Annotated in this window: 26 protein-coding genes and 1 pseudogene; 13 read left to right on the forward strand and 14 right to left on the reverse strand. The window is 44.0% G+C overall.

What is annotated here, in order from left to right:
• Positions 1-86: 86 nt before the first annotated feature.
• From CXF86_RS09240 to CXF86_RS09250, 3 genes are all read right to left on the reverse strand, one after another.
• Complete coding sequence (locus tag CXF86_RS09240; protein ID WP_101089952.1) at positions 87-1,043, reverse strand: sterol desaturase family protein; 957 nt, start codon at positions 1,041-1,043, stop codon at positions 87-89.
• A gap of 67 nt (positions 1,044-1,110) precedes the next feature.
• Positions 1,111-2,175 (reverse strand): DUF2804 domain-containing protein, encoded by a 1,065-nt coding sequence (locus tag CXF86_RS09245; RefSeq protein ID WP_102038820.1) that lies wholly within the window; start codon positions 2,173-2,175, stop codon positions 1,111-1,113.
• A 222-nt stretch (positions 2,176-2,397) separates the two neighbouring features.
• Positions 2,398-2,961 carry a porin family protein gene (locus CXF86_RS09250; protein ID WP_102038821.1) on the reverse strand — a complete coding sequence of 188 codons (564 nt, stop codon included), beginning with the start codon at positions 2,959-2,961 and terminating at the stop codon, positions 2,398-2,400.
• A gap of 223 nt (positions 2,962-3,184) precedes the next feature.
• Between CXF86_RS09250 and CXF86_RS09255 the strand changes: the two genes are divergently transcribed.
• From CXF86_RS09255 to CXF86_RS09270, 4 genes are all read left to right on the forward strand, one after another.
• On the forward strand, positions 3,185-3,751 hold the full coding sequence (locus CXF86_RS09255) for a YajG family lipoprotein (protein WP_101089949.1): 567 nt from the start codon (positions 3,185-3,187) through the stop codon (positions 3,749-3,751).
• Between the two features lie 29 nt (positions 3,752-3,780).
• Positions 3,781-4,362 (forward strand): peptidylprolyl isomerase, encoded by a 582-nt coding sequence (locus tag CXF86_RS09260; protein WP_232775180.1) that lies wholly within the window; start codon positions 3,781-3,783, stop codon positions 4,360-4,362.
• 102 nt (positions 4,363-4,464) lie between these two features.
• Positions 4,465-4,785, forward strand: coding sequence for a hypothetical protein (locus CXF86_RS09265; protein ID WP_101089947.1), 321 nt, complete (start codon positions 4,465-4,467; stop codon positions 4,783-4,785).
• A 180-nt stretch (positions 4,786-4,965) separates the two neighbouring features.
• Positions 4,966-6,372, forward strand: a complete 1,407-nt coding sequence (locus tag CXF86_RS09270) for an AmpG family muropeptide MFS transporter (RefSeq protein WP_374702331.1) — start codon at positions 4,966-4,968, stop codon at positions 6,370-6,372.
• A gap of 60 nt (positions 6,373-6,432) precedes the next feature.
• Here the strand turns inward: CXF86_RS09270 and CXF86_RS09275 are convergent, their stop codons facing one another.
• Positions 6,433-6,918, reverse strand: coding sequence for a YajQ family cyclic di-GMP-binding protein (locus CXF86_RS09275; protein WP_101089946.1), 486 nt, complete (start codon positions 6,916-6,918; stop codon positions 6,433-6,435).
• A gap of 124 nt (positions 6,919-7,042) precedes the next feature.
• Between CXF86_RS09275 and CXF86_RS09280 the strand changes: the two genes are divergently transcribed.
• The 5 genes from CXF86_RS09280 to CXF86_RS09300 all read left to right on the forward strand — a co-directional run bounded on the left by CXF86_RS09280 (position 7,043) and on the right by CXF86_RS09300 (position 11,021).
• On the forward strand, positions 7,043-7,450 hold the full coding sequence (locus tag CXF86_RS09280; RefSeq protein WP_374702332.1) for a VanZ family protein: 408 nt from the start codon (positions 7,043-7,045) through the stop codon (positions 7,448-7,450).
• A 43-nt stretch (positions 7,451-7,493) separates the two neighbouring features.
• Positions 7,494-8,516, forward strand: a complete 1,023-nt coding sequence (locus tag CXF86_RS09285; protein ID WP_102038822.1) for a ketopantoate reductase family protein — start codon at positions 7,494-7,496, stop codon at positions 8,514-8,516.
• 126 nt (positions 8,517-8,642) lie between these two features.
• Positions 8,643-10,142, forward strand: a complete 1,500-nt coding sequence (locus CXF86_RS09290; RefSeq protein WP_101089944.1) for a sodium-dependent transporter — start codon at positions 8,643-8,645, stop codon at positions 10,140-10,142.
• On the forward strand, positions 10,139-10,243 hold the full coding sequence (locus tag CXF86_RS09295; protein ID WP_102038823.1) for a methionine/alanine import family NSS transporter small subunit: 105 nt from the start codon (positions 10,139-10,141) through the stop codon (positions 10,241-10,243). Before CXF86_RS09290 ends, CXF86_RS09295 begins: the two co-directional genes overlap by 4 nt.
• Before the next feature lie 79 nt (positions 10,244-10,322).
• Entirely contained in the window at positions 10,323-11,021 is a 699-nt protein-coding gene (locus CXF86_RS09300; protein ID WP_102038841.1) for a phosphatase PAP2 family protein, read from the forward strand.
• 48 nt (positions 11,022-11,069) lie between these two features.
• Here CXF86_RS09300 and CXF86_RS09305 read toward each other — a convergent pair whose 3' ends face one another.
• The 6 genes from CXF86_RS09305 to CXF86_RS09330 all read right to left on the reverse strand — a co-directional run bounded on the left by CXF86_RS09305 (position 11,070) and on the right by CXF86_RS09330 (position 17,799).
• Positions 11,070-11,945: a DMT family transporter gene (locus CXF86_RS09305; RefSeq protein WP_102038824.1), complete on the reverse strand. Its 876-nt coding sequence runs from the start codon at positions 11,943-11,945 to the stop codon at positions 11,070-11,072.
• Positions 11,946-12,202: 257 nt separating this feature from the next.
• Positions 12,203-13,762, reverse strand: a complete 1,560-nt coding sequence (locus tag CXF86_RS09310; protein ID WP_102038825.1) for an AbgT family transporter — start codon at positions 13,760-13,762, stop codon at positions 12,203-12,205.
• A 500-nt stretch (positions 13,763-14,262) separates the two neighbouring features.
• Positions 14,263-15,111 (reverse strand): 3-deoxy-8-phosphooctulonate synthase, encoded by an 849-nt coding sequence (gene kdsA, locus CXF86_RS09315; protein ID WP_101089939.1) that lies wholly within the window; start codon positions 15,109-15,111, stop codon positions 14,263-14,265.
• 71 nt (positions 15,112-15,182) lie between these two features.
• Positions 15,183-16,451 carry a DUF819 family protein gene (locus tag CXF86_RS09320; protein WP_102038826.1) on the reverse strand — a complete coding sequence of 423 codons (1,269 nt, stop codon included), beginning with the start codon at positions 16,449-16,451 and terminating at the stop codon, positions 15,183-15,185.
• A gap of 164 nt (positions 16,452-16,615) precedes the next feature.
• Positions 16,616-17,395 carry a transglutaminase family protein gene (locus CXF86_RS09325; RefSeq protein ID WP_101090033.1) on the reverse strand — a complete coding sequence of 260 codons (780 nt, stop codon included), beginning with the start codon at positions 17,393-17,395 and terminating at the stop codon, positions 16,616-16,618.
• An 8-nt stretch (positions 17,396-17,403) separates the two neighbouring features.
• Positions 17,404-17,799, reverse strand: a complete 396-nt coding sequence (locus CXF86_RS09330) for a SirB2 family protein (RefSeq protein WP_101089937.1) — start codon at positions 17,797-17,799, stop codon at positions 17,404-17,406.
• A gap of 236 nt (positions 17,800-18,035) precedes the next feature.
• On the opposite strand from CXF86_RS09330, the pseudogene CXF86_RS09335 reads away from it, so the two are divergent.
• Positions 18,036-18,467: pseudogene (locus CXF86_RS09335) on the forward strand (GNAT family N-acetyltransferase).
• Positions 18,468-18,518: 51 nt separating this feature from the next.
• Here the strand turns inward: CXF86_RS09335 and prmC are convergent.
• The 3 genes from prmC to hemA are packed head-to-tail and all read right to left on the reverse strand — an operon-like array spanning position 18,519 to position 21,757.
• Positions 18,519-19,361, reverse strand: a complete 843-nt coding sequence (prmC, locus tag CXF86_RS09340) for a peptide chain release factor N(5)-glutamine methyltransferase (RefSeq protein WP_101089935.1) — start codon at positions 19,359-19,361, stop codon at positions 18,519-18,521.
• A gap of 46 nt (positions 19,362-19,407) precedes the next feature.
• Positions 19,408-20,493 (reverse strand): peptide chain release factor 1, encoded by a 1,086-nt coding sequence (prfA, locus tag CXF86_RS09345; RefSeq protein ID WP_101089934.1) that lies wholly within the window; start codon positions 20,491-20,493, stop codon positions 19,408-19,410.
• 13 nt (positions 20,494-20,506) lie between these two features.
• On the reverse strand, positions 20,507-21,757 hold the full coding sequence (gene hemA / locus CXF86_RS09350) for a glutamyl-tRNA reductase (protein ID WP_101089933.1): 1,251 nt from the start codon (positions 21,755-21,757) through the stop codon (positions 20,507-20,509).
• Positions 21,758-22,026: 269 nt separating this feature from the next.
• Here hemA and lolB point away from each other — a divergent pair, with 269 nt between their 5' ends.
• The 3 genes from lolB to CXF86_RS09365 all read left to right on the forward strand — a co-directional run bounded on the left by lolB (position 22,027) and on the right by CXF86_RS09365 (position 24,554).
• Positions 22,027-22,692, forward strand: coding sequence for a lipoprotein insertase outer membrane protein LolB (gene lolB, locus CXF86_RS09355; RefSeq protein ID WP_101089932.1), 666 nt, complete (start codon positions 22,027-22,029; stop codon positions 22,690-22,692).
• Positions 22,689-23,543 carry a 4-(cytidine 5'-diphospho)-2-C-methyl-D-erythritol kinase gene (gene ispE, locus CXF86_RS09360; RefSeq protein WP_102038827.1) on the forward strand — a complete coding sequence of 285 codons (855 nt, stop codon included), beginning with the start codon at positions 22,689-22,691 and terminating at the stop codon, positions 23,541-23,543. Before lolB ends, ispE begins: the two co-directional genes overlap by 4 nt.
• Positions 23,544-23,606: 63 nt before the next feature.
• Entirely contained in the window at positions 23,607-24,554 is a 948-nt protein-coding gene (locus tag CXF86_RS09365; protein WP_101089930.1) for a ribose-phosphate pyrophosphokinase, read from the forward strand.
• A gap of 120 nt (positions 24,555-24,674) precedes the next feature.
• Here the strand turns inward: CXF86_RS09365 and CXF86_RS09370 are convergent, their stop codons facing one another.
• Positions 24,675-26,048 (reverse strand): winged helix-turn-helix domain-containing protein, encoded by a 1,374-nt coding sequence (locus CXF86_RS09370; RefSeq protein ID WP_180961040.1) that lies wholly within the window; start codon positions 26,046-26,048, stop codon positions 24,675-24,677.
• Between the last annotated feature and the right edge of the window lie 86 nt (positions 26,049-26,134).

Below are 26,134 nucleotides of genomic sequence, written 5' to 3' on the forward strand. Positions count from 1 at the left end.
GACAATAAAACGGTGAGCGATTAACTCACCGTTTTTTATTGCGTAAATTAAGACAATTAACTTATCCCATCAGCACTGGCTACAACCTATTTAGCGTCGGTAGCCGACTTTACTGCAACGAGCGGCTCTTGTGGCTCATCGCTGTTAGTATTCTGACTCTCATTATAAACATCTAACCTTGTGATTTGCGATTCAGCCGTCGCGGGCGGCGCAAACAGTATTTTAAAACGCTGCATTGGACTGAGGTTTGCCGCGAAAGTGTCTTTAAACATATCGCGCCACTCTGTAAAGGTGACCACTAACGGATTAAAGCTATTGATAGGCTTGGTAATGCCGTACTCAACCGTTTCGACTTCCTTTTCAAAAGTACCAAATATGCGGTCCCAAATAATCAGGATCCCAGCGTAGTTTTTATCGATGTATTGCGGATTACGCCCGTGATGCACTCGATGGTGCGAGGGCGTATTGATCAGCCATTCCAAAATCCCCAGAGACTTTACCGCTTGAGTATGGACAAAAAACTGCAACCCTAAATTAAGTAGTACCACAAACACCACCCAATTAGGATCAAAGCCGACCACCACTAACGGCAACCAAAAGATCCACATCCCTGCTAACGGATACATTAAGCTTTGGCGAAATGCGGTACTAAAGTTCATGTTCTCCGAGCTATGGTGAGCCACATGAGCTGCCCACATCCAGCGAATTCGATGGCTGGCACGATGGAACCAATAATAGCAAAAATCTTGAGCAACCATCAATGCGACAAATGTTGCGCCATTCATCTCTATATCAAATAGCCGCCAACCAAAAAACACCAAATAAAGCTTGGCGATTAACAGTCCTGTAAGGATATCTGTTAACTGATGCATACCTGCCAAACCAAAATTACACAATACTTCTGGCAGATGATAGCGCGCATTAAGCGGTAATCGATTTTGCCTATCGCCGACATACCATTCTAATAAAATACAGACGAAGAAAATCGGTGCCAATACCAGCAGCAAAACTTCAGGGTGGGAGATCAGTGAATTAAAATCCATCTTATATTGTCCTTCTATAGTCTCTAGTTATTACTCACCCCCTAAGAAGCAGGATTGTTCAGCTTAATTACCAACGGGCGAAGTGATCTTCGGTTAAACCCAATACATTGGTTAATGGGTGCTGATTGCCCAGGTTATCCGTAATAAATCCGTTAAAGTGCCCGAGGTACTGCCTAAAATTGCTTTTAATTAGCCATAAGTTTAGCTTTTCTTGGCGACAATTTTGCGGGGTAAACGTGAGCTCAACCTGGCCATTGTCGGAATAGATCCGCCACTGCCGTGCTTGCTCCCCTTTTATCCGCTGTCGCGTAAACTCAAAATGCACTGCACCGAGCAGATGTCGCTCGCCATTAAGCCAAAACACATTTTCATTGCAACCGGTCTCATTCACGCCAGCGGCTAAGTTAAGTCCTAAACTACCTTCATCAGTTAAACTGTTAATACTGGCCCAGCGCCAACTAGTTTCACGACGCATGAAACCGGCACTAAAATCATAGCCCGCCGTCACCCTTTGCAATGGTTGTGGCTCATGATTAATCAGCAAGGTACCTTTTACATTCAGTGCATTGTGTTTTTGGGTATAGGTCCAGCCGCTATAACCTGTTGGGTTACACATGGCCATAGGTAAGCTCAGCGGTTCAGGTTGCAAATATAAATCAGCTTCAATGCCTAACGTATCGAGTTTTACACGCCAGCGACCCTGCTCAATATCAAATTCAACGGACCCTTTAACGCTTTTTATTTTCGCGCCGCCCTGCATAGGGGAAGCTGACATCTGATAGCCCATCCCCAAAGGTTTGAGCCAGCTTGTTTCAATCAACTGGTTTTGCTTAATGTCATACAAATAGCAAAACGCACTACCCGCATAACGAATATCAGCCAGCGCAACGCCAATGACATAATGGGGAGTCACAATACTGACAAACTGAAATTGCTTAAAGTCGAAATATTTAGCCCACTGTGATGCAGGCTTGTCCATTTCGTTAAAGTAACGGAATTTATCAGCCGCTAAATTGACAACCGGGCCATCGAAATGCCCATAGATCGCGCAGCCTTTATCATCGATAAGACTTTGGGGAGCTGTAGAACTGGTAAGAACTTTTGGTGTCCATGGCACACGATTCGCTGACATAACGCGTAAATCCGTAAGAGTAGATTTGACCTTTTACTCTAACTGGAACTGACGCAGGTTAAAAGCTGTTCAAGGTTTTTTTGTTAACGAACTGTAAATCAATTAGGTCTATAGCCTATAGAAAGGATGGCGGTTAGAGGAGGGGATAAATATAAAGTGGCAACTCTCTATCAGCAAATAGCGCCTTATATTAAAGACGCTATTAGCATTCAATCTACGCTTCTAAAATTGGTAACTGATACCAAAGTTAACGTTTTGAGCCGTTAACGCTTGAACGGGAATATATTGGTACTCAATATTCATACCAAAGCCCGAATGAAAACGAACCTCCCACCCTACAGCCGTGTATAAATCAACATCATTTTCATTAGAATGTTGAAGTTCGTCATTGCTCCAACTACTTCCCCATTCATAGCTCAGCTTATTAGCGCTCCCCCCTAACTTAGCATATAAGCTGTTTCTTTCAGATAACATATACTTTCCATAGAGAGTGGTTCTAAAACCTGAATATTCGATATCGTTAATCTGGCCAAAAATACTCCCAAAAGCACTGGCTAATCCGCTACTACCGGCAAAATACCCCGCCTCGATACCGAAATTGTCATGCCACATGTAGCGATAGTAAATATCATAAACAACGTTATCACCACTGGTTGAAGTGTCCTTCTCGAATCCATCAATTTCATTACCGCCATAGCCCACACTACCGCCTATAATATGTTCGCCTTCAGCAGCCATTGCGTTACAACTCAATAAACCCGCGACCAGGATTGTTAAAATACGCATATTTGTTCCCTTAATACACTTTACAAAGATAGTGAAATCCACTAATCCATAGAAATAAACAGTTCACTTATACTAAGCCGCCATATTACAACAACTTTTATTGCGTCCGCCATAACAAAAACGGTCAGAAAAACTGATGTACTAAAAATCCACTCTGACTCTGGAAATCAGATCATCTTCTGGTATGCTGGAGCCAACCCAATTTTTGACAAAAATAGTGATAATGAAACCTCAACTTTTGATAATTGCAGTTGCTTTTTCCGTTATAGGCTGCGCGAGCCAGCCCCCAACACACATTGCGTTAAATCCAGAAATCCCCAGTATTACGCAACAGACAGGTGCCCTACTGCCAATCGCGATAGAAACTATCGATACCCGTTCAGCTAACTTCATCGTGCGATTTAATGATGGCGACAATGCAGCGCGCTTAGTGAGCCCGAGCGAAGCACCACGAGTACAAATGGATCAGGTCTTTAGAGATGGCTTTTCTCAAGCAGGTTATCATGTCGACCCAAGTTCGGTTAAGCACTTACAAATCCAAATAGAACAGTTATTAACAGATGTAGATGAAGGTACTTTTGGTTTTGAAGCTAATAGTCAGATCATCATCAATGTCATTGCTCAAAATACACATCAGTCGCTGACTAAACGCTATCGAGCAAAAGGCATGTTAAAAGGCCCTTTTAGTGCTGATTTCGCCACCCTTGAACTTGAAATGAACAAGCTACTCGGTGAGCTCACTCGTGACATTATTAATGATCCAGAACTGAATCAGTTCATACAACAATAACGACAACGAGGAAGATTATGAAATCTTGGATGATAAATTGCGTTAGCTTAGTCGTGTTATTACTCACGCCGTTTGCCCATGCTGTCGATATTCAACCTAATACGCTATATCCCGAGGTTGAGTTTGACACCAGCATGGGAAAAATAGTGGTTGAGCTCGACAGAACCCGCGCACCACTGACCGTTGATAACTTTCTCACCTATGTTGTAAAAGGCCACTACGACAACACGCTATTTCACCGCGTTATTGCAGACTTTGTCGTGCAAGGAGGAGGCCTTGATTTAAATAAAGATGAACGTCCAACGGATAAACCCATTGTGAATGAGTCTGGCAGTGGCTTATCCAACTTAACCGGTACTATCGCAATGGCGCGGGAAGCTGAGCCACACTCAGCCACCAGCCAATTCTATTTCAATATCGCCGATAACGAAAAGCTCGATCCTTCATCGCGCCGTTGGGGCTATGCCGTTTTTGGTGAAGTCACGTCAGGCATGGAAGTTCTCGCGGCAATGGCTTTGGTGCCAACAGAGTTTAACAGTAAGCTTAAATGGCCCGACTTTCCTATCGAAGACATAGTATTAAAAAAAGCGACTTTGCTGCCTAGAAAGTAACAAATGTAAATTTTGAATTATTTTGAATTATTTTGAATTATTTGAGCAAAAGCCCTAAATTAGATCCTATACTTGCAGAGTAAGTAATAAGGAGGCGGTTCAATGACACCAAATGAGTTCATTGATGATAAAGCGCCCCAGCTGGCTTTTTATGGAAAAGCGTTTTTAAGTAATCAACTCGATTTCAATGAAATCCAGCTATATCTATGGGACACCTTAGAAGAATGGCAGATGTATGACCATCAGGGTGATGCGCAAACGGATATGGAGCGTGTGTTTTGGCACCTACTACATTCCTTCGACAAATGGCCCTTTTGGGCAATTAGAGGTAATCAGTTCTTGAGGCAGCAAGTCGATGACTGCTGTGACTATCTCAGTATTGGTGGAGAAATTCCTCAAGGATGTGTGGGCGTTAGACCTTAGTTTCAATCGAAAGCTTTAACTAAAAGCAACACCCAAAGCCCAAAGCCTCTCGCTTTGGGCTTTTTAGTGGGTCTAACCAATTATTCGTTGCCCCCACCATTAAATCCTTGAACCAAAGCAAACTCACCCGTAAGCTGTTTATATCCTGACTTTTTAAGCAAGCGTGTGCCTTCAGTGTCAATGACCTCTTATTCTCAGCGCATCAAAAAATCACTCTCGATCTACTGTCATAAACGGGTTCTGATCCTATTACTTTTGGGGTTTTCAGCTGGCTTACCGCTAATGTTAGTTTTTTCAACACTCTCTTTTTGGCTAAGAGAAGCGGGAGTAGACCGAACGGCTATCGGTTATTTCAGTTGGATAGCATTAGTATATGGTTTCAAATGGGCATGGTCGCCGCTAGTCGATCGAATGTCATTACCTATATTCACTAAGCTACTTGGCCGGCGCAGAGGCTGGATGATATTCGCCCAACTGATCCTGGTCGTTGCCATTGTAGGCATGAGCCAGAGCGATCCTCTGGTCGATATCGAAAAGCTGGCTGTTTTTGCCTTAATGGTTGCCTTGGCATCTGCAACTCAGGACATTGTTATTGATGCATTCAGAATTGAATCTGCGTCAGAAAAGATGCAAGCAGCGCTAGCCGCGGCTTATCAAGTGGGTTATCGCAGCGCAATGATTATTGCGACCGCAGGTGCATTAACCATCGCCGCCTGGATTGAACCGAGTAATGACACCTATAGCTTAGTGTCTTGGCAAACAGCCTATTTAGCCATGGCGGGCTTAATGTCCGTCGGTATCATCACCACGCTATTTAGCGATGAACCCAAAGTAGAATCTAAAGAGGCCGATGAGAAAGAAGCTGAGCTTAAGCAACAGTTTTCGATGCGTTACTCGCCAGCAATAGCGGCCACTCTGTCTTGGTTATATACCGCCAGCGTACTGCCCTTTCTCGACTTCTTTAAACGCTATGGTAAAAGTGCCATCCTAATTCTACTGTTAATATCGACTTATCGGATCTCAGATATTGTGATGGGCGTAATGGCAAACGTATTTTACGTAGACATGGGCTTCTCTAAAGCAGAAATTGCCACACTAAGTAAAGTCTATGGTTTGATCATGACGCTGGTGGGCGCTGGTGCCGGCGGGCTATTAGTGGCTCGGTACGGCACAATGAAAATATTATTTCTAGGCGCATTTTTGGTCGCCACTACCAACTTACTCTTCGCTTATCAAGCCGTCATTGGCTACAACGTGCCTTTTTTAACCCTAGCGATCTCGGTCGACAATTTCAGCGGTGGCGTTGCAACGGCAGCCTTTATTGCTTATCTCTCTAGCCTAACCAGCACCGGCTATAGTGCGACGCAATACGCATTACTGTCGTCCATCATGTTGCTATTTCCTAAGTTTGTTGCCGGTTTCTCCGGCGCGTACATAGATGCTTATGACTACGTGAGTTTCTTTGTTGGTGCCAGTCTAATCGGTTTCCCAGTATTAGGGCTAGTGCTGTTGGTGCAAAAGTATGTCCCCGAGACTCAAACAGTGACCGCTGATGAAAGCACCCAACAAAAAGAGCTCAACAGTTAACGGTGAGCTCTCTTATAACAACATGAGTTGTCGACGCCTTAGGATGAGTCGCGAAAGCGATTAATCCCGAAAGTTATTAAACTGAAACGGTTGTCCAAGATCCGATTCGCGCGCTAGCGCCATAACTGCTTGCAAGTCGTCACGTTTTTTACCGGTAATACGCACCGAGTCACCCTGAATAGAAGATTGCACTTTAAGCTTGCTGTCTTTTATCAGCTTAACCAACTTCTTAGCAATTAATGTTTCGATACCCTCTTTAAATTTCACCTGTAAAGAGAAAGTTTTACCACTATGTATGGCCTTATCAGCAACATCCATCGACTTAGGATCAACATCACGTTTGCTTAATTGCATACGTAAAATATCCACTAACTGCTTACATTGAAAGTCATCTTCGGCAGATAACGTCACCGCATGGTCTTTATATTCGAAACTGGCTTCTTTGCCGCGAAAATCAAAGCGACCTTGCAATTCACGTATAGAATTGTCCACGGCGTTACGTAATTCGACTTCATTTACTTCAGACACGATATCCATTGAAGGCATGCGCTTGATCCTTAAAATTTGATTTGACCGTATTTTACCCACGAAAAGCGATGACTTGAAGAGGTAATAAGGATTAAATTGATACCAAGCATAGTTATAGGTGACTTTATCGGCCTATTTTTTTATGATAAAGGCAAATGACTCCAGTGTGTACGATGTGATCAACAAACAAAATATCTTCAAGCTCGCGTTAGCAATAACCTTAATGGTCGTTAGTTATTTGGTTTTTTCCAAGCCAAATTATAACATCAACAGCATTCCTAACTTTGATAAACTAGGTCATCTCGGCAGTTTTTTTGTCCTATCCTGTCTGACCTATTTTGCCTTTAAACCGAGATGGTATTTACTTGCAGTCGTGTTAGCCGTCTATGCCGTCTTTATCGAAATGGTCCAATCTCAGCTATCTTACCGCAGCGCTTCCGTTGCTGATGTCATTGCTGACATGATGGGTATCGCGCTGTTTTATTTCACGCTATGGCTCTATATAAAGTACTTTAAAGCTGCGAAAGTTATCGACGACAGTGTAGGCTAAGCAAAGAAGCTAATACCTGATAATTAAAGAACATAAATCACTGATGATCTTAGCCAACGATTCAACCTCACCAAATTCGACATTATTAAAGCAGGTCAGCATTGTTGGCGCTGGTGCGATAGGGCAACTGATCTATCACCAGCTAAGCACTGATGTCTCCGCGAGCAAAATAGCAGTTAACGTCATTAGCAGAGCTGCGCATTCACAATTACAACCGCTCACGTTTACCAATCTAGACAATACTGAGTCTACTCAGATTGCAGAGTTTGTTGGCCTAAATGACTATTCGCAGCGATTGCCAGAGACCGATCTACTCATTGTTTGTCTCAAAGCATATCAAGTCTGCGCCGCACTCAAAATAATCATCCCCATGCTCAGCACTGAGTGCAACATCTTACTGTTACACAATGGAATGGGACCGCATTTAGGCGTTGCCCAAATGCTCAACGGGCAGAGCCTTAGTCTTGGCACCACCTCTCAAGCCGCATTAAAACAATCTCAGTGGCATACCAAACAAACTGGCAAAGGGGTCACTCAGCTAGGGACTTTTCACCTGCCTAAGCATTTTAAGCCGTTAGGAACGGCTTCACAGCAAAAGCCTTCTGCCCAGAAAACATTATCTGAATCGCTTAAAAACATACTTTTAACTGCCATACCACAAAGTCTGTGGAGTGAAGAGATCTTGACTATGCTCTGGCAAAAGCTGGCAATCAATGTCGCGATTAATCCACTGACCGCGATCCATAATTGTCAAAATGGTCAGCTTGCACATGAGCAATACCGTGACACCATCATAGCGGCGGTCACAGAGCTGGTAAAAGTCGCAAATGCCGAACATATTCCATTGGAGTTACCTTCAGTGTTAGATAGGGTTTACCAAGTAATAACGCTTACGGCCGACAACTATTCGTCGATGCATCAAGATGTGCTGCATCAACGAACCACAGAAATTGACTCCATTAATGGATTTGTTGTCCAGATGGCAAAACGGCATGGTATTACCACGCCTCAGAACCAACAGCTTGTCGATCAAATCAAGTGTTTAGAGCTGCAATATCGCCGCTAGAACCTGTAACTAAGGACGAGCTTACACGCCAATACCCCATATAAAGCAAGATTCTGAATTCAGACTAAAATTAAGCCATGATCTCCAATTTACAATCTAGTAATTGGCAAGAAAAAGGCGCGTTCGATGCAAAGAGAGCAATGGAATTCAAGAACAGGCTTCATTCTTGCTGCTGTAGGCTCAGCCATAGGCTTAGGCAATATCTGGCGCTTCCCCTATATGGCCTATGAAAATGGCGGTGGTGCGTTTTTTATCCCTTACCTATTTGCCATGCTCTCAGCAGGTATTCCATTTATGATTATGGAATTTAGCCTCGGCCATAAATACCGCGGAGCAGCGCCAAAGGTGTTCGCCAAGCTAGGGCAAAGTATTGGGTTACGACTCGAATGGTTAGGTTGGTTTCAAGTCTTTATCGCAGCGGTTATTGCCGTTTATTATGTCGCTATTATTGGCTGGGCAATGTCCTACTTAGTGTTCTCAGTCGACCAAAGCTGGGGCACCGACACCAATAGTTTCTTTTTCGACGAATACTTAGCGCTAGGCGATAACTCCCCCACTAAGCTTGGTGACCTACAGTTCCACATTGCAATACCGATGACGGTCGCCTGGTCAATAACCACTCTGGCGGTTTATTCCGGTGTGAAAGCCGGCATCGAACGCGCCAGTAAAATAATGATGCCTTTGCTATTTATCATGGTGTTAGTGCTTATAGGTAGGATCGTTATGTTGCCCGGCGCTTTAGATGGGCTCAACTACCTATTTAGGCCTGACTTTAGTAAAATTCTCGATGCTAAAGTATGGTCAGCCGCTTACGGACAGATATTTTTCACCCTCAGTGTTGGCTTTGCCATCATGCTGGCCTACTCCAGTTATTTACCAGAGAAATCGGATATCAACAACAATGCCTTTATGACCGTACTGATCAATTGTGGTTTCTCTATACTCGGTGGGATCATGATTTTTGCGGTATTGGGTTATATGGCTGCTGAACAATCGAAACCGATCACCGAAGTAGTCACCTCTGGGGTGGGACTCGCTTTTGTCACTATTCCTGCAGCAATCAACTTATTACCAATACCTTATATTCTCGGGCCATTGTTCTTTCTTGCCCTAGTGGTTGCAGGGCTTAGCTCGCATATATCGATAATTGAAGCCGTGGTATCCGCGGTGATTGATAAAATCACGATTTCAAGAAAGAAAGCTGCCTTGTTAGTTTGTGCCCTAGGCTATATCACCTCACTTGCATTCTCCAGTAATGGCGGCTTACTGCTATTGGATCTGGTGGACTACTTCATCAACAACGTTGCACTGCTGACCAGTTGTTTGATTGAGCTATTGATCATGGGCTGGCTGTTCAAACTGGCAGATGTCAGAGATTATGTTAATCGCAGTAGCGAGTTTAGCGTAGGTAAGTGGCTTATCGTCTGCTTACGCTTTATTAGCCCTATTATGTTGGCAGGGATCCTGGTCAAAAACCTCATTAATACTATTCAAAATGGCTATGGCGACTACCCCGTCGTCGATCAATTACTTTTAGGCTGGGGTCTTATCGCACTAATGCTTTTTTGTGCCATCTTTATCGGCCTAGTGTCGAATCAACACCTACCACAGGAGCGTAAACCATGAGTACTGGAGCAATCATTATGATGGTACTAGCACTGATCATCACTTGGGGTGGCGCTGCAATCTGTATTGCTATTGCGATGAAAAAATCACACAAAAAATAGCTTATTGGCAAACTACTTGTGCTTGGCTTTATCAGTCTCTAAACTATTATCATCTAGAACACCTATTGCTAAGCCATTGATGAACAAGCCAACATTTTCAATTAAAATGCCTTTACTTACGCCTGATGTCGTACCATCTATCAGCATACGCACCAGTATATGCCTGTACCTTAGCGCCATCACGCTGACGTTATTCTGTGTGCTATTTCTCGATCGCGGCATTGCCAGTTGGATGCATCAGTATAGTCACGCCAGTTATATCTTTAAACCCTTGAGTCAAATGCCGCTACTGTTTGAAATATTATCCGCCTTGGTACTTATCTGCTGCATTACCCCCAAAGGCCGAGAAAAGTTTGCTTCGCTCGCACTCACGCTCACTATTACCTTAATCATGGCCAGTGCCGTTCGTGTGAGTGCTAAGTTTGCCTTTGGTCGTACTTGGCCTGAAACTTGGGTCCATACCGCAACGGGGAGCAATCCATCCTGGATTACCGATGGTGTAGAGGGCTTCCACCCATTTGCCCAAGGGCTCGCTTATAACTCCTTTCCCTCTGGGCATGCCCTTTTTACCTTCGCACTAGTGAGCGTATTTTGGTGGCGGTTTCCACGCTTAAAAGGGATTTGGATGATAGCCATGTTAGGGGCGATAGCTGGACAAGTCGGCCAGAACTACCATTTCTTAGGTGATCTACTTGCAGGGGCAACCTTCGGAGTCCTAGCAGCTCACATATCGATTAACATAAGCCGCTATCTATCGCATAAGTATCAGGCTGGTTAGTTGAATCTAAGAACAGAATTAAGAGTCTCGCGGTATTGAAGTTTAGCGTTAACCCCACATCACTAAAATCGCCGCGATAGCAATCATCACTAGCGCAGCTATATCTTTTATTTTGACCTTTTCTTTTAACCAGAAAGCGGCAATTAACAGCGTAAAGAACACCTCAATTTGCCCAAGTGTTTTAACATACGGCACTGTTTGCAGAGACATAGCGCTAAACCAACCAATAGAGCCTAAACAACTAGTGGTACTGGTTAATAGCGTCAGTTTCGGGCGTTTTAATAGGCTATCAATAGTCCTTCGATCAACCACATAGGCATACAACACTAGTACCGATGTCTGGATCGCAATAACGAACAATAGTACCCAGGCCGCACGGTGAGGAAATGGCAGGTCCAAACTGAGACTAGCAGCTCGTACCCAAAGTGAAGTCAGTGCAAATGCACTGCCACAAGCGATACCTAGCATCACAGTGGGAATGGATATCTGTTTTAACTTATGACCACTGCTCATGATGAAAACAGCAACACCGCCAAGCAAGACTCCCAACCAGCCTAGCCATGATAGGTAAGTGCCAAAAAATACCACGCCAAAAATAGCAGCCATCAAAGCTTCACTTTTAGCTAAACCAGCACCCACTGCAAAGTTTCGCATTTTGAACAGCTTAACCATCAGCACGGTGGCAAGGATCTGCATTACTGCGGCAGCAAGCACATAAAGGCTAAATGTCGGAGTAACAAAAGGCAGCCCGACCGGCTGCCAATAATATAAACCGCCTAAATAAACCAGTGCAATAGGCGTCGCCCATAAAAAGCGCGCCAAAGTTACCGCTGCGGTATTAACGTCTTTACTGAGTTGGCTTTGAAATGCGTTACGCCATGCCTGCATTGACGCGGCAAGAAAAGTAAAAAGAATCCATCCCATCTTATACTGCACACCTAAATTTAGAGGATATTTCGGTCCATTATGCAATGGTTAGCGAAGATACGCTCTGCATTCAGCTAAATAGTGAATATTAGTGAGGATGATAAGGAGAGTGTACTCCATCAAATTAGCTCGATTCATCATCAGTAAAAACCTCGATATTACCAAGCTCCCGATATATAAAAGGCCAAGTTAAATAACTTGGCCTTTTATTAGCTTGCTGCACACATTAACACTGACATTAGTCACTCATTAAATTATAAGCCGTAGCTGTAACTAGACCCTAGCCCTAGCGGTAATCCGATTGACCAATAAAGCAGTAACCAACCACTCCAAATCGTCATTAAGGCAAGGCTAAACGGCAACATCATAGAGATCAGCGTTCCTATGCCAATACCCTTCACATAACGCTGGCAATAGACCACCACTAACGGGAAATAAGGCATCAGTGGGGTAATGATGTTGGAACTTGAATCCCCTACCCTATAAGCGGCTTGCGATAAATCTGGACTGATATTGAGCTGCATCAACATTGGCACCAGTACTGGCCCTATCAATGCCCATTTTGCCGAGGATGAACCCACAAACAGGTTTACAAAACCAACCAGTATAATCATCCCCACAACGGTTATCTCTGCCGGTAAGTTAAGCGCTTTAAGACCACTCGCTCCCTCAACTGCAATTAGCGCCCCAAGATTCGATGCCGAAAATGCTGCTACAAATTGAGCGCAGAAAAATGCCATTACAATGTAATGCGACATACCACTCATCGATTTAGACATTGCTTGCACTACATCACTCGAGTTTTTAAAACTGCCGGTGATATAGCCATACACGAGTCCGGGCAACATAAAAAAGATAAATATCAGCGGTACAATAGACTGCATCAAAGGAGCACTAAAACTGGTAAGTGAGCCGTTACTATCACGCAGAGTTGAGGTTTCTGGCAGAGTTAGTGAGAAAAAGCCCACTATCGCGATTAACATCACTAAAGAGGCACTTCGAAATGCTTTCAACTCTATAGGCGTAACCTTATCCATCGCCGGTAAGTCCACTTCGTCGCGGTTTACCTTATGGGTTCGATTTAGTCTAGGCTCAAGCACTTTATCGGTTAACCACCAAATCAGCAGCGTGATTGGAATACAAGAAGAGGCCGCAAAAAACCAGTTGTTAAGCGGGTTTATCTCAATACTTGGGTCAACAATTTGCGCCGCTGACTGAGTAAAGCTTTGCAGTAACGGGTCAATTCCCGATGGAATGAAGTTGGCACAGAATCCACCCGATACTCCTGCAAAGGCTGCAGCTATTCCCGCTAATGGGTGTCGTCCGACAGTGAAAAAGATAACCCCAGCCAGCGGGATCACCACCACGTAACCCGCATCGGTTGCGGTATGCGAGATAATACCCACCAGCACCACTGCAGGAGTCAGAAACTTTGCCGGCGTTATCTTGAGCATCTGTTTAAGCGCTGTATTGATAAAGCCAGAATGCTCTGCTACGCCAACACCTAGCATAGCGACTAGTACTACGCCTAAAGGAGCGAATGCGGTAAAAGTGCTAACCATGGAGGTTAGGAAGTGAGTGAGCGCATCCGCACTCAGCAGATTGTTCACCACAATTGGGCTGTCAGTGCGTGGGTCTATCGCATCAAAACTGACACCTGACAACAGTGCTGAGAGCCCCCACACTGCAAACATCAGTATTAGAAATAACATCGCCGGATCAGGTAATTTATTACCCACACGTTCAATACCGTCCAGCGCTTTACCTAGCATGCCCTGCGCACCGTTATCAGCAGGGATTTGTGTACTCGCCATAATCAATCCAACCTATTTTGTTTTTATCCGTCTGGCTAAAAAGCGAAAACCTATACATCAGGCTCAACCTCAGCAACGCGGATTTCTTAGTAAACGATAGGATATAATTCGTGGCTTTACCCAAGCTTAAATTAAGCGGCTGATTTTAAATTAGATAGCGTTATACCAATCAGTATCTACTCAGAGTGTTTTTGGCAAACTCATTCAAGGCGAATGGGGGACATAATGGTTATCCCCTTATGAGTACATTCAACGCAGAAGTAGGCAGTCCAAAACACTCCTAATAGGCGAGTTTTAGCGATTCTGATGCGGCGTTAACGAGCTTAAACGTAGAATGACTATGCTCTTCACTCGCGGCCTTGCCTAAGAACCGCTAAATTCTCGCTGAGCGATCAAATCTTTATACTGATTGGTATTACTACTGTTGCAGTTTCAGATAGGCATAAAAAAGCCCCGTTGTTCAACGAGGCTTTAGCAGTAAATAGACTTTAAGTGACAAATTACTTACTGGTATCGATTGGCTCAAATGACTTAACAAGATCATCGACCGCTTTCATTTGTTTTAAGTAGTTTTCTAACTGGTTTAACGGCAATGCACAAGGTCCATCACATTTTGCGTTATCTGGATCTGGATGCGCTTCAATAAACAAGCCCGCTAAACCTAATGCCATACCACTGCGTGCAAGCTCTGTTGCTTGAGCGCGGCGTCCACCAGCACTATCGCTGCGTCCACCCGGCTGTTGTAAAGCATGAGTCGCATCAAACATCACTGGATAGCCTGATTGTTTCATCTCATCCATGCCTAACATATCAACCACTAGGTTGTTATAGCCAAAGCTTGAACCACGCTCACACAATATAATATTGTCGTTACCCGCTTCATTAAACTTAGAGATGATATGACGCATCTCATGAGGCGCTAAAAACTGTGGCTTTTTAACATTGATAATCGCGCCAGTTTGAGCCATTGCCACGACCAAGTCAGTTTGACGTGCTAAGAACGCTGGCAGTTGAATAATATCAACAACTTCAGCCACTGGAGCACACTGATGTATTTCATGAACATCGGTAATGATCGGTAGGTTAAAGGTCGCTTTTATCTCTTGAAAAATCTTTAAACCTTCTTCCATGCCAGGGCCACGGTAAGAGTTAACCGATGAGCGGTTCGCTTTATCAAATGACGCTTTAAATACGTAAGGGATCCCCAGTTTCTGAGTCACTTCCGCGTAAGTCTCGGCAATCTGCATTGCAAGATCACGTGACTCCAGCACATTCATACCACCAAACAACACAAAAGGTTTGTCATTTGCGATTTCAATCGACCCTAAACCAATGGTTTTATTGCTCATCAATCTCTTCTCTCTTGGTGAGCCAAGACCTTTGCCTTGGCGTTATTCAAATTAAATTGTTACCGATAACACTAGGTTGCGACTATTTGCAGGATTTGACCACACATCCATGCCATATAAGTGCCTAAAGCATAGCCCAACACGGCCAGAAGCACACCAACAGGCGCAAGCGCTGGATGGAATGCCGCAGCAACCACTGGCGCAGACGCTGCGCCACCGACGTTAGCTTGACTGCCCACCGCCATATAAAACAGCGGCGCTTTAATTATTTTGGCGACAATGAGCATAAAGCTCGCATGCACTGTCATCCATATTATACCAATCGCAAAGTACCATAGGTTCTCGGCATCGAATAGCTTAGACACATCCATATGTAAGCCGATAGTCGCGACCAAGATATACAAGAATACCGTGGCGACTTTCGATGCACCAGCCGCTTCTAAGTGACGCACAGGGCTGAACGACATTGCCAAACCGATAGTCGTTACAGTGACGATTAACCAGAAGAACTTAGAGGTTAAGCTGTAATCACGTGTCCATGGGTAGTTAGCTTCGAAAAATGGCCCTAAGAAGTCGGCAAATAAATGGGCTAGGCCGGTGATACCAAAACCCACAGCTACAATCATCATTAAGTCATTTAGACTCGGAATGCGTGAGTTCTCGGCATGGTACTTTTCAACTTTGTCTTTCAATGCTTCTAAAGCCGTTGTATCAGCCCCTGTTTTAGCATCGATCTCTTTGGCTTTTGATGCCATAAACAACAATACAGCCATCCATATGTTGGCCACGATGACATCGACGGTCACCATGATAGAGAAGATATCGCCACCGGCTTCGTAAATTTCTTTCATTGCCGCCTGATTCGCGCCGCCGCCAATCCAACTTCCTGCAAGCGTAGTCATACCGCGCCATACAGCCTCAGGGCCTGTCACGCCTAGTACTTCAGGGTTGATGCTAGAGACGATAAGCAAGGCAATCGGACCGCCAATCACAATGCCGACGGTACCCGTCAAAAACATAATAATCGCTTTCGGACCCAGTGACATGATGGCTTTCAAGTCGACACTTAAAATAAGCAGTACTAAACAAGCCGGTAGCAAATAGCGCGAGGCGACAAAATACAGCTGCGAGGTACTACCATCGATAATATTAAAGGTATTGAGCAATGATGGTAAAAAATAACACATCAATAATGCGGGAATGAACTTATAAAACTTCTTCCAAAAAGGGTGACTGCTGTTGCTGGTATAAAAAACAAAACCCAACACAACGGCGAGTATGCCGAGCGCTGTTGCATCATTAGTGACTAATGCGCTGGTGACCGAAGCGGAACTACTCATTGACGCTATCTCCCTGATAATGGCGGTACTTTTATTTACAGTACTTTGCCTAGTTATTATTCTTGCTGTTCAATTTGTTGTTTCATTAATGGCGCATTAGTGCGCTCTAATACTAATGATAGCTTTACTAAAAAAGGGCCGTTAGGCCCTCCTTTTTTTTACACTTAATGGAACGTTTCAACGTCCTCTTTAAGTTCTTTCAATTGCATCTTCACCAGTTCAATAACGGGATCATGTGGACTGTTATCGACAAAATGCTTTAAGTCAGCCGTTGCAACGCTGATACACCCCAACTGCTGGGCAATAAAAGCCCGTTCACGATTGAGGTTAAGATCTTCAGCGTGCCATTGAAGCAGTAAATTACAGCACTCCATCGCAGGCTCAAATTTATGCGCAACAATACTGCCCGCTTTCATCTCATGGATCATGCGTGATACTAGACGCTTGACTGAAACTGGCTTTAAGTAACTAGGCTTTAACGCTGCCGCATTACCAAGCTCACCCCGCACCAATATATGCAACTGGTGCTTGCTAAACTCATTACCGGTTAAAGGGTCGATATAACGAATATCGTCATCAATCTGGCTAAGCAGTACGGTTTGTCCCGGTAAAAGTAACGGTTCAAGTTTCAGATCTAACTGCTTTGCGAGTAGCATTAACACTGTTGCCAGTGTGGTGCTATTACCTTGCTTTGACGTCATGCATTTACCGAGATCTGCCGCCTCAGCACTGTAATAATCTTCGCGAGGACAGAAACCCAAGTCATTATAAAACCAATTGAGTAGCCCAGCTAAACGTTCATGACGATCGACAACATAAAAGCTCAGCACTGAACCCGCAAGTTCAAGCCAAGCCCAGTTAGCATTCTTAGCTTTTGAAAAGCCAAGATGCTCAGCAACTTCAAAAGCCGTTTCGGGTAATTTAATTGAATCGTTAAGTTTCAAGTCAGTCTTCAACCTAACAACATTGCTTGCTTAAACACCGCGAGTTTAGCGGCATAAAACACCCAACCTAAAGCACCTAATGCAGCAAAGACTTTAAATAATTTATTACGATCGGCTTTAAGCGCGATGGTCGCAAGTGCTATGTAAGCAACGACAGCACCTAGTTTCTCGGTCATCCAAGTATCAACAAATGGATACTGCTTAATCGAGAAGCACAAAATCAATCCAGACAAAAGCAGGAAGGTATCGATAACATGAGGCGCTATCTTAATGAATTTTTTGTCCATTATCGGAGACTGACGTAGATGAAGAGAAAAACGTACAATAAAAAACAACACGCTTAACGCAACAAATGTCATGTGAGTATGCTTAAACACAGGGTACAAACTATAGAACGTTTCCATGATTTTAGGTCTTTTGGCCGACAAAGGCGCTAGTGTACCCGATCCCCTTAACCATAACCAATATCAGACAATAGTATCCTGATGAAGTGCGTGAATTTTAGCCATTAGTCATGTCGTTTTTTACAACTGCTTAGCTTAATCAGCAACGAGTATGCGTATTATTTACCACGGCCTCTATTTTTAACACTAAGTTCATATATTATACCGTCAATAAAAAAAGGTGGAGCAGCAAGCGAATGGGTCTATTTACCTCGGACGACAGCAACACATTTGCCCAAGTGGTAAAAGACAAAATTGCATAGTTTAATTGGCAACACTGGGAAGTATCAGAAAGGTTGCCGCTAGGATTAAAGCTGCAGAGTGAAACAGGTGAACTTCTAGCGGGGTTTTCAGGAAGAACCTTTGGCAACTGGTTAATGATTGACAACTTATGGGTATCGGAGAGCTTACGAGGGCAACAAATCGGCCATAAACTGCTTGCTGAAGCAGAAAGTATTGCGCTATCGAGAGGCTGCAAATGTGCCATGCTCGATACGCTAAACTTTCAGGCCAAACCTTTTTATGAAACCAGAGGTTATGACGTTAAGTGGATACAACAGGCTTACCCAGAAACGGGCTGTAAATACTTCATGGTTAAAGCCTTATCGTCATCTTATTTAAGTGTATAGATACAAAAAAGGCACTTTAAAAGTGCCTTTACAATCAGTAATAATGACTCGCTATCTAGGCCAACGACCTAACGTACAGCGATCGTTACTGCCAAAGTCGCGCACTGTGGCCACATTTTCATAGCCTAGCTCAATCAACTTCTCTCTAAGCTCGATAGCTTGCTGATAACCATGTTCAAGTAACAAATAACCGCCTGGCGCTAAATAATCACGGGCGCAATCAGCAATATGAAACAGGTCGGCAAAGCCTTTTAACGGCGCAGTTAAGGCGCTTTTCGGCTCAAAACGTACATCGCCTTGAGAAAGATGTTCATCTTCTTCGTCAATATAGGGCGGGTTAGACACGATCAAGTTAAAATCATAGCACTCGACGGAATCAAACCAATCGCTTTGGAACACATCAACTTGTTCAAGCTTTAAGTTAATACGGTTTTCAATCGCCAGTGCTACCGCCTCGTCGACTTTATCAATAGCACACACCTTCCACTCGTTACGCTCATGCGCTAACGATAATGCGATTGCGCCCGTTCCCGTGCCTAAATCTAATACCCGCGCATTTGCAGCGAGGGGTAAGTTTAGTGCCGTTTCAACTAATATTTCAGTATCAGGTCTAGGGATCAAAGTGGTGGCATTGACTCTAAACGGCAGAGACCAAAACTCTCGTTCACCCACGATATGAGCGATCGGATTACCTCTAAGGCGCTTAGCAAGCATCTGCTTAAACTCAGAGACATGCGCTGAGCCCAAGCTTTTTTCTGGCCAAGTGTAGATGTAGCTACGCGGCTTATTGATGACATGAAGCAGCATGACTTCAGCATCAAGTGACGCTGAATCGGATATGGTTTCTAACTGAGAAGAGGCCCATTTAAGGGCCTCAGATATAGTCAATTGCAAGGAATGTCCTTATTCTAAGATTCAAGCTAACTCAATAGTTCTTGAGTTAGTTGTCACCCAAAGCTGCAAGCATATCGGCTTGATTTTCTAGGATTAGCGGTTCAAGAACCACATCCAAATCACCTTCCATAAACTCATTTAAGCGGTAAAGGGTTAGGTTGATTCGATGCTCACTAACTCGACCTTGAGGGAAGTTATAAGTACGAATACGCTCAGAGCGGTCACCACTACCCACTAAATTACGGCGAGTACTTTCTTCTGAGCTACGACGCTTTTCATCTTCTACAGCTTGAATACGGGCTGTAAGCACACTCATCGCTTGAGCACGGTTCTTATGCTGTGAACGCTGGTCCTGACACTCGACCACAATACCGGATGGGATGTGCGTAAGACGGATAGCCGAATCTGTTTTGTTGACGTGCTGTCCACCAGCGCCTGATGCTCTAAAAGTATCGACTTTCAGATCGCCCTTATTAATTTCAATTGCTTCTGATTCAGGAACTTCAGGCAAAACAACAACGGTACATGCTGAGGTGTGCACGCGGCCTTGAGATTCAGTTTCTGGTACACGTTGAACACGGTGTCCGCCAGACTCAAACTTCAATTGTCCGTATACACCTTCACCGCTGATTTTAGCGATAACCTCTTTAAAGCCACCATGATCGCCTTCGTTAGTGTTCATCACTTCTAACTGCCAGCGTTTACTTTCAACGTATTTGCTGTACATACGGAACAGATCACCAGCAAAAATTGCCGCTTCATCGCCACCCGCACCTGCACGGATCTCAATAAAGCAGTTGTTATCATCATTAGGATCTTTTGGTAGCAATAGGATTTGCAGTTCATCTTCAAGCGATGCTATTGCTGCTTTAGCAATTTTAAACTCTTCCTGAGCCATCTCTTTAAGTTCAGCATCATCCTCTTCCATCATCTCTTTAGCTGACTCAAGATCTTCCTCGGCCTGCTGAAAAGATTTAAAGGTACTGACAACATCCTCTAATTGAGAATATTCTTTAGACAAGGCGCGAAAACGCTCCTGATCGGCAATAACACCTGCATCGCTAAGTAGCGCCAACACTTCTTCATTACGTTCAAGCAAGCCTTCAAGCTTGCGAATCACACTGTCCTTCATTAAAACGCTAACCTTAGTCTTTATCTAATCCGAGCACGGTTCTTAATTGTCCAAGAGAATTGAGATCCCCTCGGCGACTCGCAGCAGTAAGCGCTTGGGTCGGGGCATGGATCAATTTATTGGTCAGCTTATTGGCAAGCTCTAGCAACACTTGTTCGCTATTACCACCTTGGGCCAATTTATTGACCGCTCGCTCTACCAGCTCATCTTTTATCGCCATACTCTGACTGCGATATTCACGGATACTGTCAACCGACTCTAATGAGCGGATCCACTCCATAAATTGATAAGATTGATCGTCTGCAATTAATTCTGCTTGCTCGGCAGCTTCTCTTCGAGAAGCCATATTCTGTTCAATGATGCTTTGCAGGTCATCTACGGTGTATAGGAACGCATCATCCAGATCCGCTACTTCGGCCTCAATATCTCGAGGAACTGCTATATCTACCAACAACATAGGCTGATGACGACGCTGCTTAAGCGCTTTTTCTACCATGCCTTTACCAATGATCGGTAATGGGCTAGCCGTAGAGGATATCACGATATCGGCCTTAGGGAGAAAATCAGGGATCTGTTCTAGCGTAATTGCTGTCGCGCCAAACTCATCACACATGGCTTCGGCACGTGAAAGAGTTCGGTTTGCAACGACCATGGTCTTTACACCATTGTCTTTTAAATGACGGGCAACCAACTCTATCGTCTCACCCGCGCCAACCAATAGTACTTGGGTGGTGCTTAAAGAGGAGAAGATATGCTTTGCCATGCTTACCGCAGCAAATGCAACGGATACCGCTGCGGCACCGATTTCTGTTTCAGTACGAATTTTCTTAGCAACAGAAAAAGTATTTTGAAATAAGCGGTCCATTGTGGACGCAACGGTGCCAGCTTCTTTTGCTTTAACAAAAGATTGTTTAACTTGCCCTAGGATTTGAGGTTCACCAAGGATCAGCGAGTCTAGTCCTGCAGAGACACGCATCAAATGTTTAACCGCTTCCTGATCTTTATATTGATACAGGCAGGGCTCTACATCTGCATGAGAAAGTTGATGATATTCTTCCAACCACCGCACAACATCGGCCTCTTCACCGTTATTACAGTAAAGTTCAGTCCGATTACAGGTGGAAATAATGACGGCTTCACCCGACTGAGTGTGCGACGCTAGACTCTTCATGGCCTCATGAATTTTGTCTGGCGAGAATGCAACTTTCTCACGAAGGTCGACCGTGGCCGTTTTATGATTTATTCCGATTGCTACAAGGCTCATTTGATTATTTCTGGACTCTTGGGCATCTTATTTATGGGTGCCATTCTACTGAATTAGATTTGTTAAAAACAGAATATGCTTAACAAAACCGAATAATAATCTCTGTTCTTACCCATTTTTTCTATTAGCATCACTTTTTTAACTATTTTTACACAGAGATGACTCTCATTTACGCTGATGTTCATTGTACAAATAGTTATTTTTACATATGGGCATTGGTAATTTATCTAACCCCTCGTATCATAAGGGCTCTTTTATATCAGTAATAGATGAATAATTTGAGCAGCTTCACAAAAAACACTTATGCATGGGTGATATTGAGCTTTATTTTTATTAGCGGTTGCTCAACTACCATACCAGACAACTTAGTACCCGTCTCTGTCGACCAAGTCGAACAAGCCCATGCGTGGGAAATGCAGGGCAAGTTAGCGGTGCGCACCGCCGATGATAAATTTAGTACCAACCTGTATTGGTTGCATACCCCATTCTCTAATGAGTTAAAGCTCACCACCATGCTGGGCACCACAGTGTTAAGTTTAACCAGCACAATGGGCAATACAATATTAGAGCTCGATGGCAAGACCTACACCGATACTGACGCTCAACGCTTGCTCACTCGGATCACCGGTTGGACCATTCCCATAGATGCCTTACCACTTTGGATAACCGGTCAGCTCAGCAGTGGCGATGAAATTATTAGCCAAGATGCGCTAAACCGTCCGCTGAGCCTCGTTAATGCCACCCAGCCTCCCCCTTGGAAGGTCGACTTTAAAAGTTGGCAAACCCAGAGCGGTGCCGAGCTACCTCGACTGCTGGATTTAAAACGAGATGACATTCAACTTAAAATACAGATAAACCAATGGCAAGCACTGGCAGCAGAAGATGCCCCCGCGACCAATCGTTCACAACCAAACTCAAGTGAGCCCTCGTTATGACCGCCCCACTGTCTTTGGGCTGGCCCGCGCCAGCCAAGCTCAACCTTTTTTTACACATCAACGGTCGCCGCGATGATGGTTACCATGAATTACAAACTCTGTTCCAATTTGTAGCGCATTGTGATTACCTCGATTTTAAAGTCACTGATAAAACGACCTTGATATTGCATTCAAATATGTCAGACGTTGTTGCTGATAGCGATAACTTAATTCTGCGAGCCGCAAAATCGTTACAAGAGCACACCCAATGTCAGCAAGGTGCCGAGATTTGGTTAGATAAACGCTTACCTATGGGCGGGGGGTTAGGCGGGGGGTCATCTGATGCTGCAACCACATTAGTGGCGTTAAATTCACTTTGGAGAACCGGTTTATCCACTAAGGAATTAGCAAAGATAGGCTTAATTTTGGGAGCCGATGTGCCTGTTTTTATTAATGGTTTATCTGCTTTTGCCGAAGGTGTTGGTGAACAATTGCAGGACGTCACCCCAAGTGAACCTTGGTACCTAGTTTTAGTACCCGATGTGCATGTATCTACCGCTGCAGTGTTCCAAGATCCTGAACTCCCGCGCAACACGCCCAAGCTCACACTTGAGTCTTTAATGGCCAATCCTTGGCATAATGACTGCCAAGAGTTGGTCGCAAAACGTCACCCTCAAGTTGCCAAGACCTTAGCGTGGCTGCTAGAATATGCGCCGTCAAGAATGACTGGAACAGGAGCATGTGTTTTCGGTCAATTCGAGCAAGAGCAACAAGCTAAAGATGTCTTGGCGAAGCTGCCAGCATCGATAAATGGCTTTGTCGCGAAGGGAACAAATAAGTCACCGTTAATGCAGAGATTAGCTCAGTGTTAACGACATCTGGGATATCTTTTCTGTCCCAGCCACAATCATGAAGCATACGCCTGAGGTTCTACAGTGCCTGACATTAAACTTTTTGCCGGTAACGCAACACCTAGTCTCGCTAAGAAGATAGCCGATCGTCTATTTTGTAAACTTGGAGACGCAGATGTAGGCGTTTTCAGTGATGGCGAAATCAGTGTCCAGATTAATGAAAATGTACGTGGTGCGGATGTATTCATCATTCAATCTACTTGTGCTCCGACTAACGATAACTTAATGGAACTGATCGTTATGGTTGATGCACTCCGTCGTGCATCTGCTGGTCGTATTACAGCCGTTATCCCTTACTTCGGTTATGCACGTCAAGACCGTCGTGTGCGTAGCGCTCGAGTACCTATTACCGCTAAAGTTGTTGCCGATTTCCTATCAAGCGTTGGTGTTGACCGCGTATTGACTTGTGACCTGCACGCTGAGCAAATTCAAGGTTTCTTCGATGTTCCCGTTGATAACGTTTTCGGTAGCCCTGTGTTGCTTGAAGATATGTTAGCTAAGAACCTAGACAACCCTGTGGTTGTTTCACCCGATATCGGTGGCGTTGTACGTGCTCGTGCAATCGCGAAGTTACTTGATGATTCAGATCTAGCGATCATCGATAAACGTCGTCCAAAAGCAAACGTTTCACAAGTGATGCATATTATTGGCGATGTTCAAGGCCGTGATTGCATCATCGTTGATGACATGATTGATACTGGCGGTACACTTTGTAAAGCAGCTGAAGCGCTTAAAGAACACGGTGCAAACCGCGTTTTTGCTTATGCTACTCACCCTGTGTTCTCAGGTAATGCGGCGAAGAATATCTTAGAATCAGTCATTGATGAAGTGATTGTGACAGACACTATCCCATTGAGCCCTGAAATAGCGGCACTTGAGAAAGTCACTCAGTTAACAATGTCTACTGTTATGGCTGAAGCGATTCGTCGCGTAAGCAACGAAGAGTCTATTTCGGCAATGTTTAAGCACTAATCACTATTTGATTAAAGCTTAATGCTGAAATAAAAAACGCACTCAATTGAGTGCGTTTTTTGTATCTATTACTTTTCATTTTGCTTTGCCACTAAGCGTTAACCTGTAGTAATACATATCTTAGAGTGATACTTGCTCTCGATGAGCCCAAACCATGGTTTCGCCCCATAGTGGTAGCATCCACACGCCACTGTCATCATCTTGATAAAGTTGCCTGATGACCATACGTTCATTTTGCAGAACATTTTTACGGATCTCTCGGTATATCGTGGCCGATTCTTTCGATATCTGTTGTGGGCTAGTGAAAGAGCGCTCTTTTACATCGACCAGAAAAGTACTAACGACTTTGCCATCAACCTGACTTTTGGTCAGCTTAAAGTCGCCACTAAACTGATACCGAATTGAGATTTCTCTAAGCATATCATCGGTAATACATGCCGCAGCAACCAGCTTACCTCGATTCGCTGAATCAAAAATCAATGACAATCTGACATCTGCGCGCACCACATTTTTACTTTCAGAGTAATAGTACACGTCAGCCCGAAATACATCCTCGACCAAATCTTTATCGGCAGGCTCGAATTCATCTAACAGAATATTATTATAGGTTACCTGCTCCATTCTTAGCTTGGTATCCGCCAACCATTGAATATCTAATGGTGTAGTCGGCGCATTGACCGAGCGCACTAGGTTAAGCGGCTGCTTGTCAATGCATACTTCATTGAATTCGTTACATAAAGCGACTGATTCATAGCGGCCGTTATCAAAAGAGAATAGTTGTTTATCAGTCGAGTTTTGGAAAATGTTGTCATAATTAAACCAATTTTCGACCACATCGTCAGCGCTAATAATTTCTTTACGTTGATTTTCAAGTTGAACCGCATTGAGTAATGATGGGGTTTTCGCCAATGAAAATCGCTTTTGAGTGATTGACGCCACATCAGGTTCGGTCAATAAGGAAAGCTGGTTAACAATTGTTTTAAGCCCTCCCGAAAAGTGCAATCCAGCCACAAAAGTCACGACGACAGCGATGCCAATAAGCCGATAAAGTCTGGGGGTTAATGCCCCCTGCCAACCGGCCACGTTAGCGATTATGGGGTTTATTCGGTGTGAGTTTGGAGCTTTGAACTTGCCAGATGCCGGCTTAACGAAAGTACTGACATTATCGATATCTGTAGAAGTTACTGCTTCGGCATGCTCTATAATGCATAAGCTATAGCCGTAACGGGGGATATTTTTTAACTCTATATCAGTTTGCCCTGCCAGCTTTTTTCGTAAACTGCTCATGCATTGAGTCAATGATGAGGGCGCAACCACTCTACCGGGCCAACCAGCGGCATTAAGTGTCTCTTTGCTAACCACTTCACCCACATGGTTGACTAAGCTTTTTAGTACTTCTAGCTCTGCCAATGATAATGCGCAACGAGTCGAATGATGGATATCAACTAACTCTCTGGCATCTAAATCAATAATTAAAAATTCAGTAATATTCACAATCTAACCTCTACTACTTTTAGTAGATCCCCAAACAACATTTTAAACCATTTTGATAATACTAAACCTGACATAATGCTGAGTTC

Origin of the sequence: Shewanella sp. GutCb (genome assembly GCF_002836135.1) — a bacterium.
GTDB lineage: Bacteria > Pseudomonadota > Gammaproteobacteria > Enterobacterales > Shewanellaceae > Shewanella.

Coding starts and splice junctions, on each gene's coding strand:
- CXF86_RS09240 (WP_101089952.1), bottom strand. CDS start 1,043: ATGGATTTTAATTCACTGATCTCCCACCCTGAAGTTTTGCTGCTGGTA.
- CXF86_RS09245 (WP_102038820.1), bottom strand. CDS start 2,175: ATGTCAGCGAATCGTGTGCCATGGACACCAAAAGTTCTTACCAGTTCT.
- CXF86_RS09250 (WP_102038821.1), bottom strand. CDS start 2,961: ATGCGTATTTTAACAATCCTGGTCGCGGGTTTATTGAGTTGTAACGCA.
- CXF86_RS09255 (WP_101089949.1), top strand. CDS start 3,185: ATGAAACCTCAACTTTTGATAATTGCAGTTGCTTTTTCCGTTATAGGC.
- CXF86_RS09260 (WP_232775180.1), top strand. CDS start 3,781: ATGATAAATTGCGTTAGCTTAGTCGTGTTATTACTCACGCCGTTTGCC.
- CXF86_RS09265 (WP_101089947.1), top strand. CDS start 4,465: ATGACACCAAATGAGTTCATTGATGATAAAGCGCCCCAGCTGGCTTTT.
- CXF86_RS09270 (WP_374702331.1), top strand. CDS start 4,966: ATGACCTCTTATTCTCAGCGCATCAAAAAATCACTCTCGATCTACTGT.
- CXF86_RS09275 (WP_101089946.1), bottom strand. CDS start 6,918: ATGCCTTCAATGGATATCGTGTCTGAAGTAAATGAAGTCGAATTACGT.
- CXF86_RS09280 (WP_374702332.1), top strand. CDS start 7,043: ATGATAAAGGCAAATGACTCCAGTGTGTACGATGTGATCAACAAACAA.
- CXF86_RS09285 (WP_102038822.1), top strand. CDS start 7,494: ATGATCTTAGCCAACGATTCAACCTCACCAAATTCGACATTATTAAAG.
- CXF86_RS09290 (WP_101089944.1), top strand. CDS start 8,643: ATGCAAAGAGAGCAATGGAATTCAAGAACAGGCTTCATTCTTGCTGCT.
- CXF86_RS09295 (WP_102038823.1), top strand. CDS start 10,139: ATGAGTACTGGAGCAATCATTATGATGGTACTAGCACTGATCATCACT.
- CXF86_RS09300 (WP_102038841.1), top strand. CDS start 10,323: ATGAACAAGCCAACATTTTCAATTAAAATGCCTTTACTTACGCCTGAT.
- CXF86_RS09305 (WP_102038824.1), bottom strand. CDS start 11,945: ATGGGATGGATTCTTTTTACTTTTCTTGCCGCGTCAATGCAGGCATGG.
- CXF86_RS09310 (WP_102038825.1), bottom strand. CDS start 13,762: ATGGCGAGTACACAAATCCCTGCTGATAACGGTGCGCAGGGCATGCTA.
- kdsA (WP_101089939.1), bottom strand. CDS start 15,111: ATGAGCAATAAAACCATTGGTTTAGGGTCGATTGAAATCGCAAATGAC.
- CXF86_RS09320 (WP_102038826.1), bottom strand. CDS start 16,451: ATGAGTAGTTCCGCTTCGGTCACCAGCGCATTAGTCACTAATGATGCA.
- CXF86_RS09330 (WP_101089937.1), bottom strand. CDS start 17,799: ATGGAAACGTTCTATAGTTTGTACCCTGTGTTTAAGCATACTCACATG.
- prfA (WP_101089934.1), bottom strand. CDS start 20,493: ATGAAGGACAGTGTGATTCGCAAGCTTGAAGGCTTGCTTGAACGTAAT.
- hemA (WP_101089933.1), bottom strand. CDS start 21,757: ATGAGCCTTGTAGCAATCGGAATAAATCATAAAACGGCCACGGTCGAC.
- lolB (WP_101089932.1), top strand. CDS start 22,027: ATGAATAATTTGAGCAGCTTCACAAAAAACACTTATGCATGGGTGATA.
- ispE (WP_102038827.1), top strand. CDS start 22,689: ATGACCGCCCCACTGTCTTTGGGCTGGCCCGCGCCAGCCAAGCTCAAC.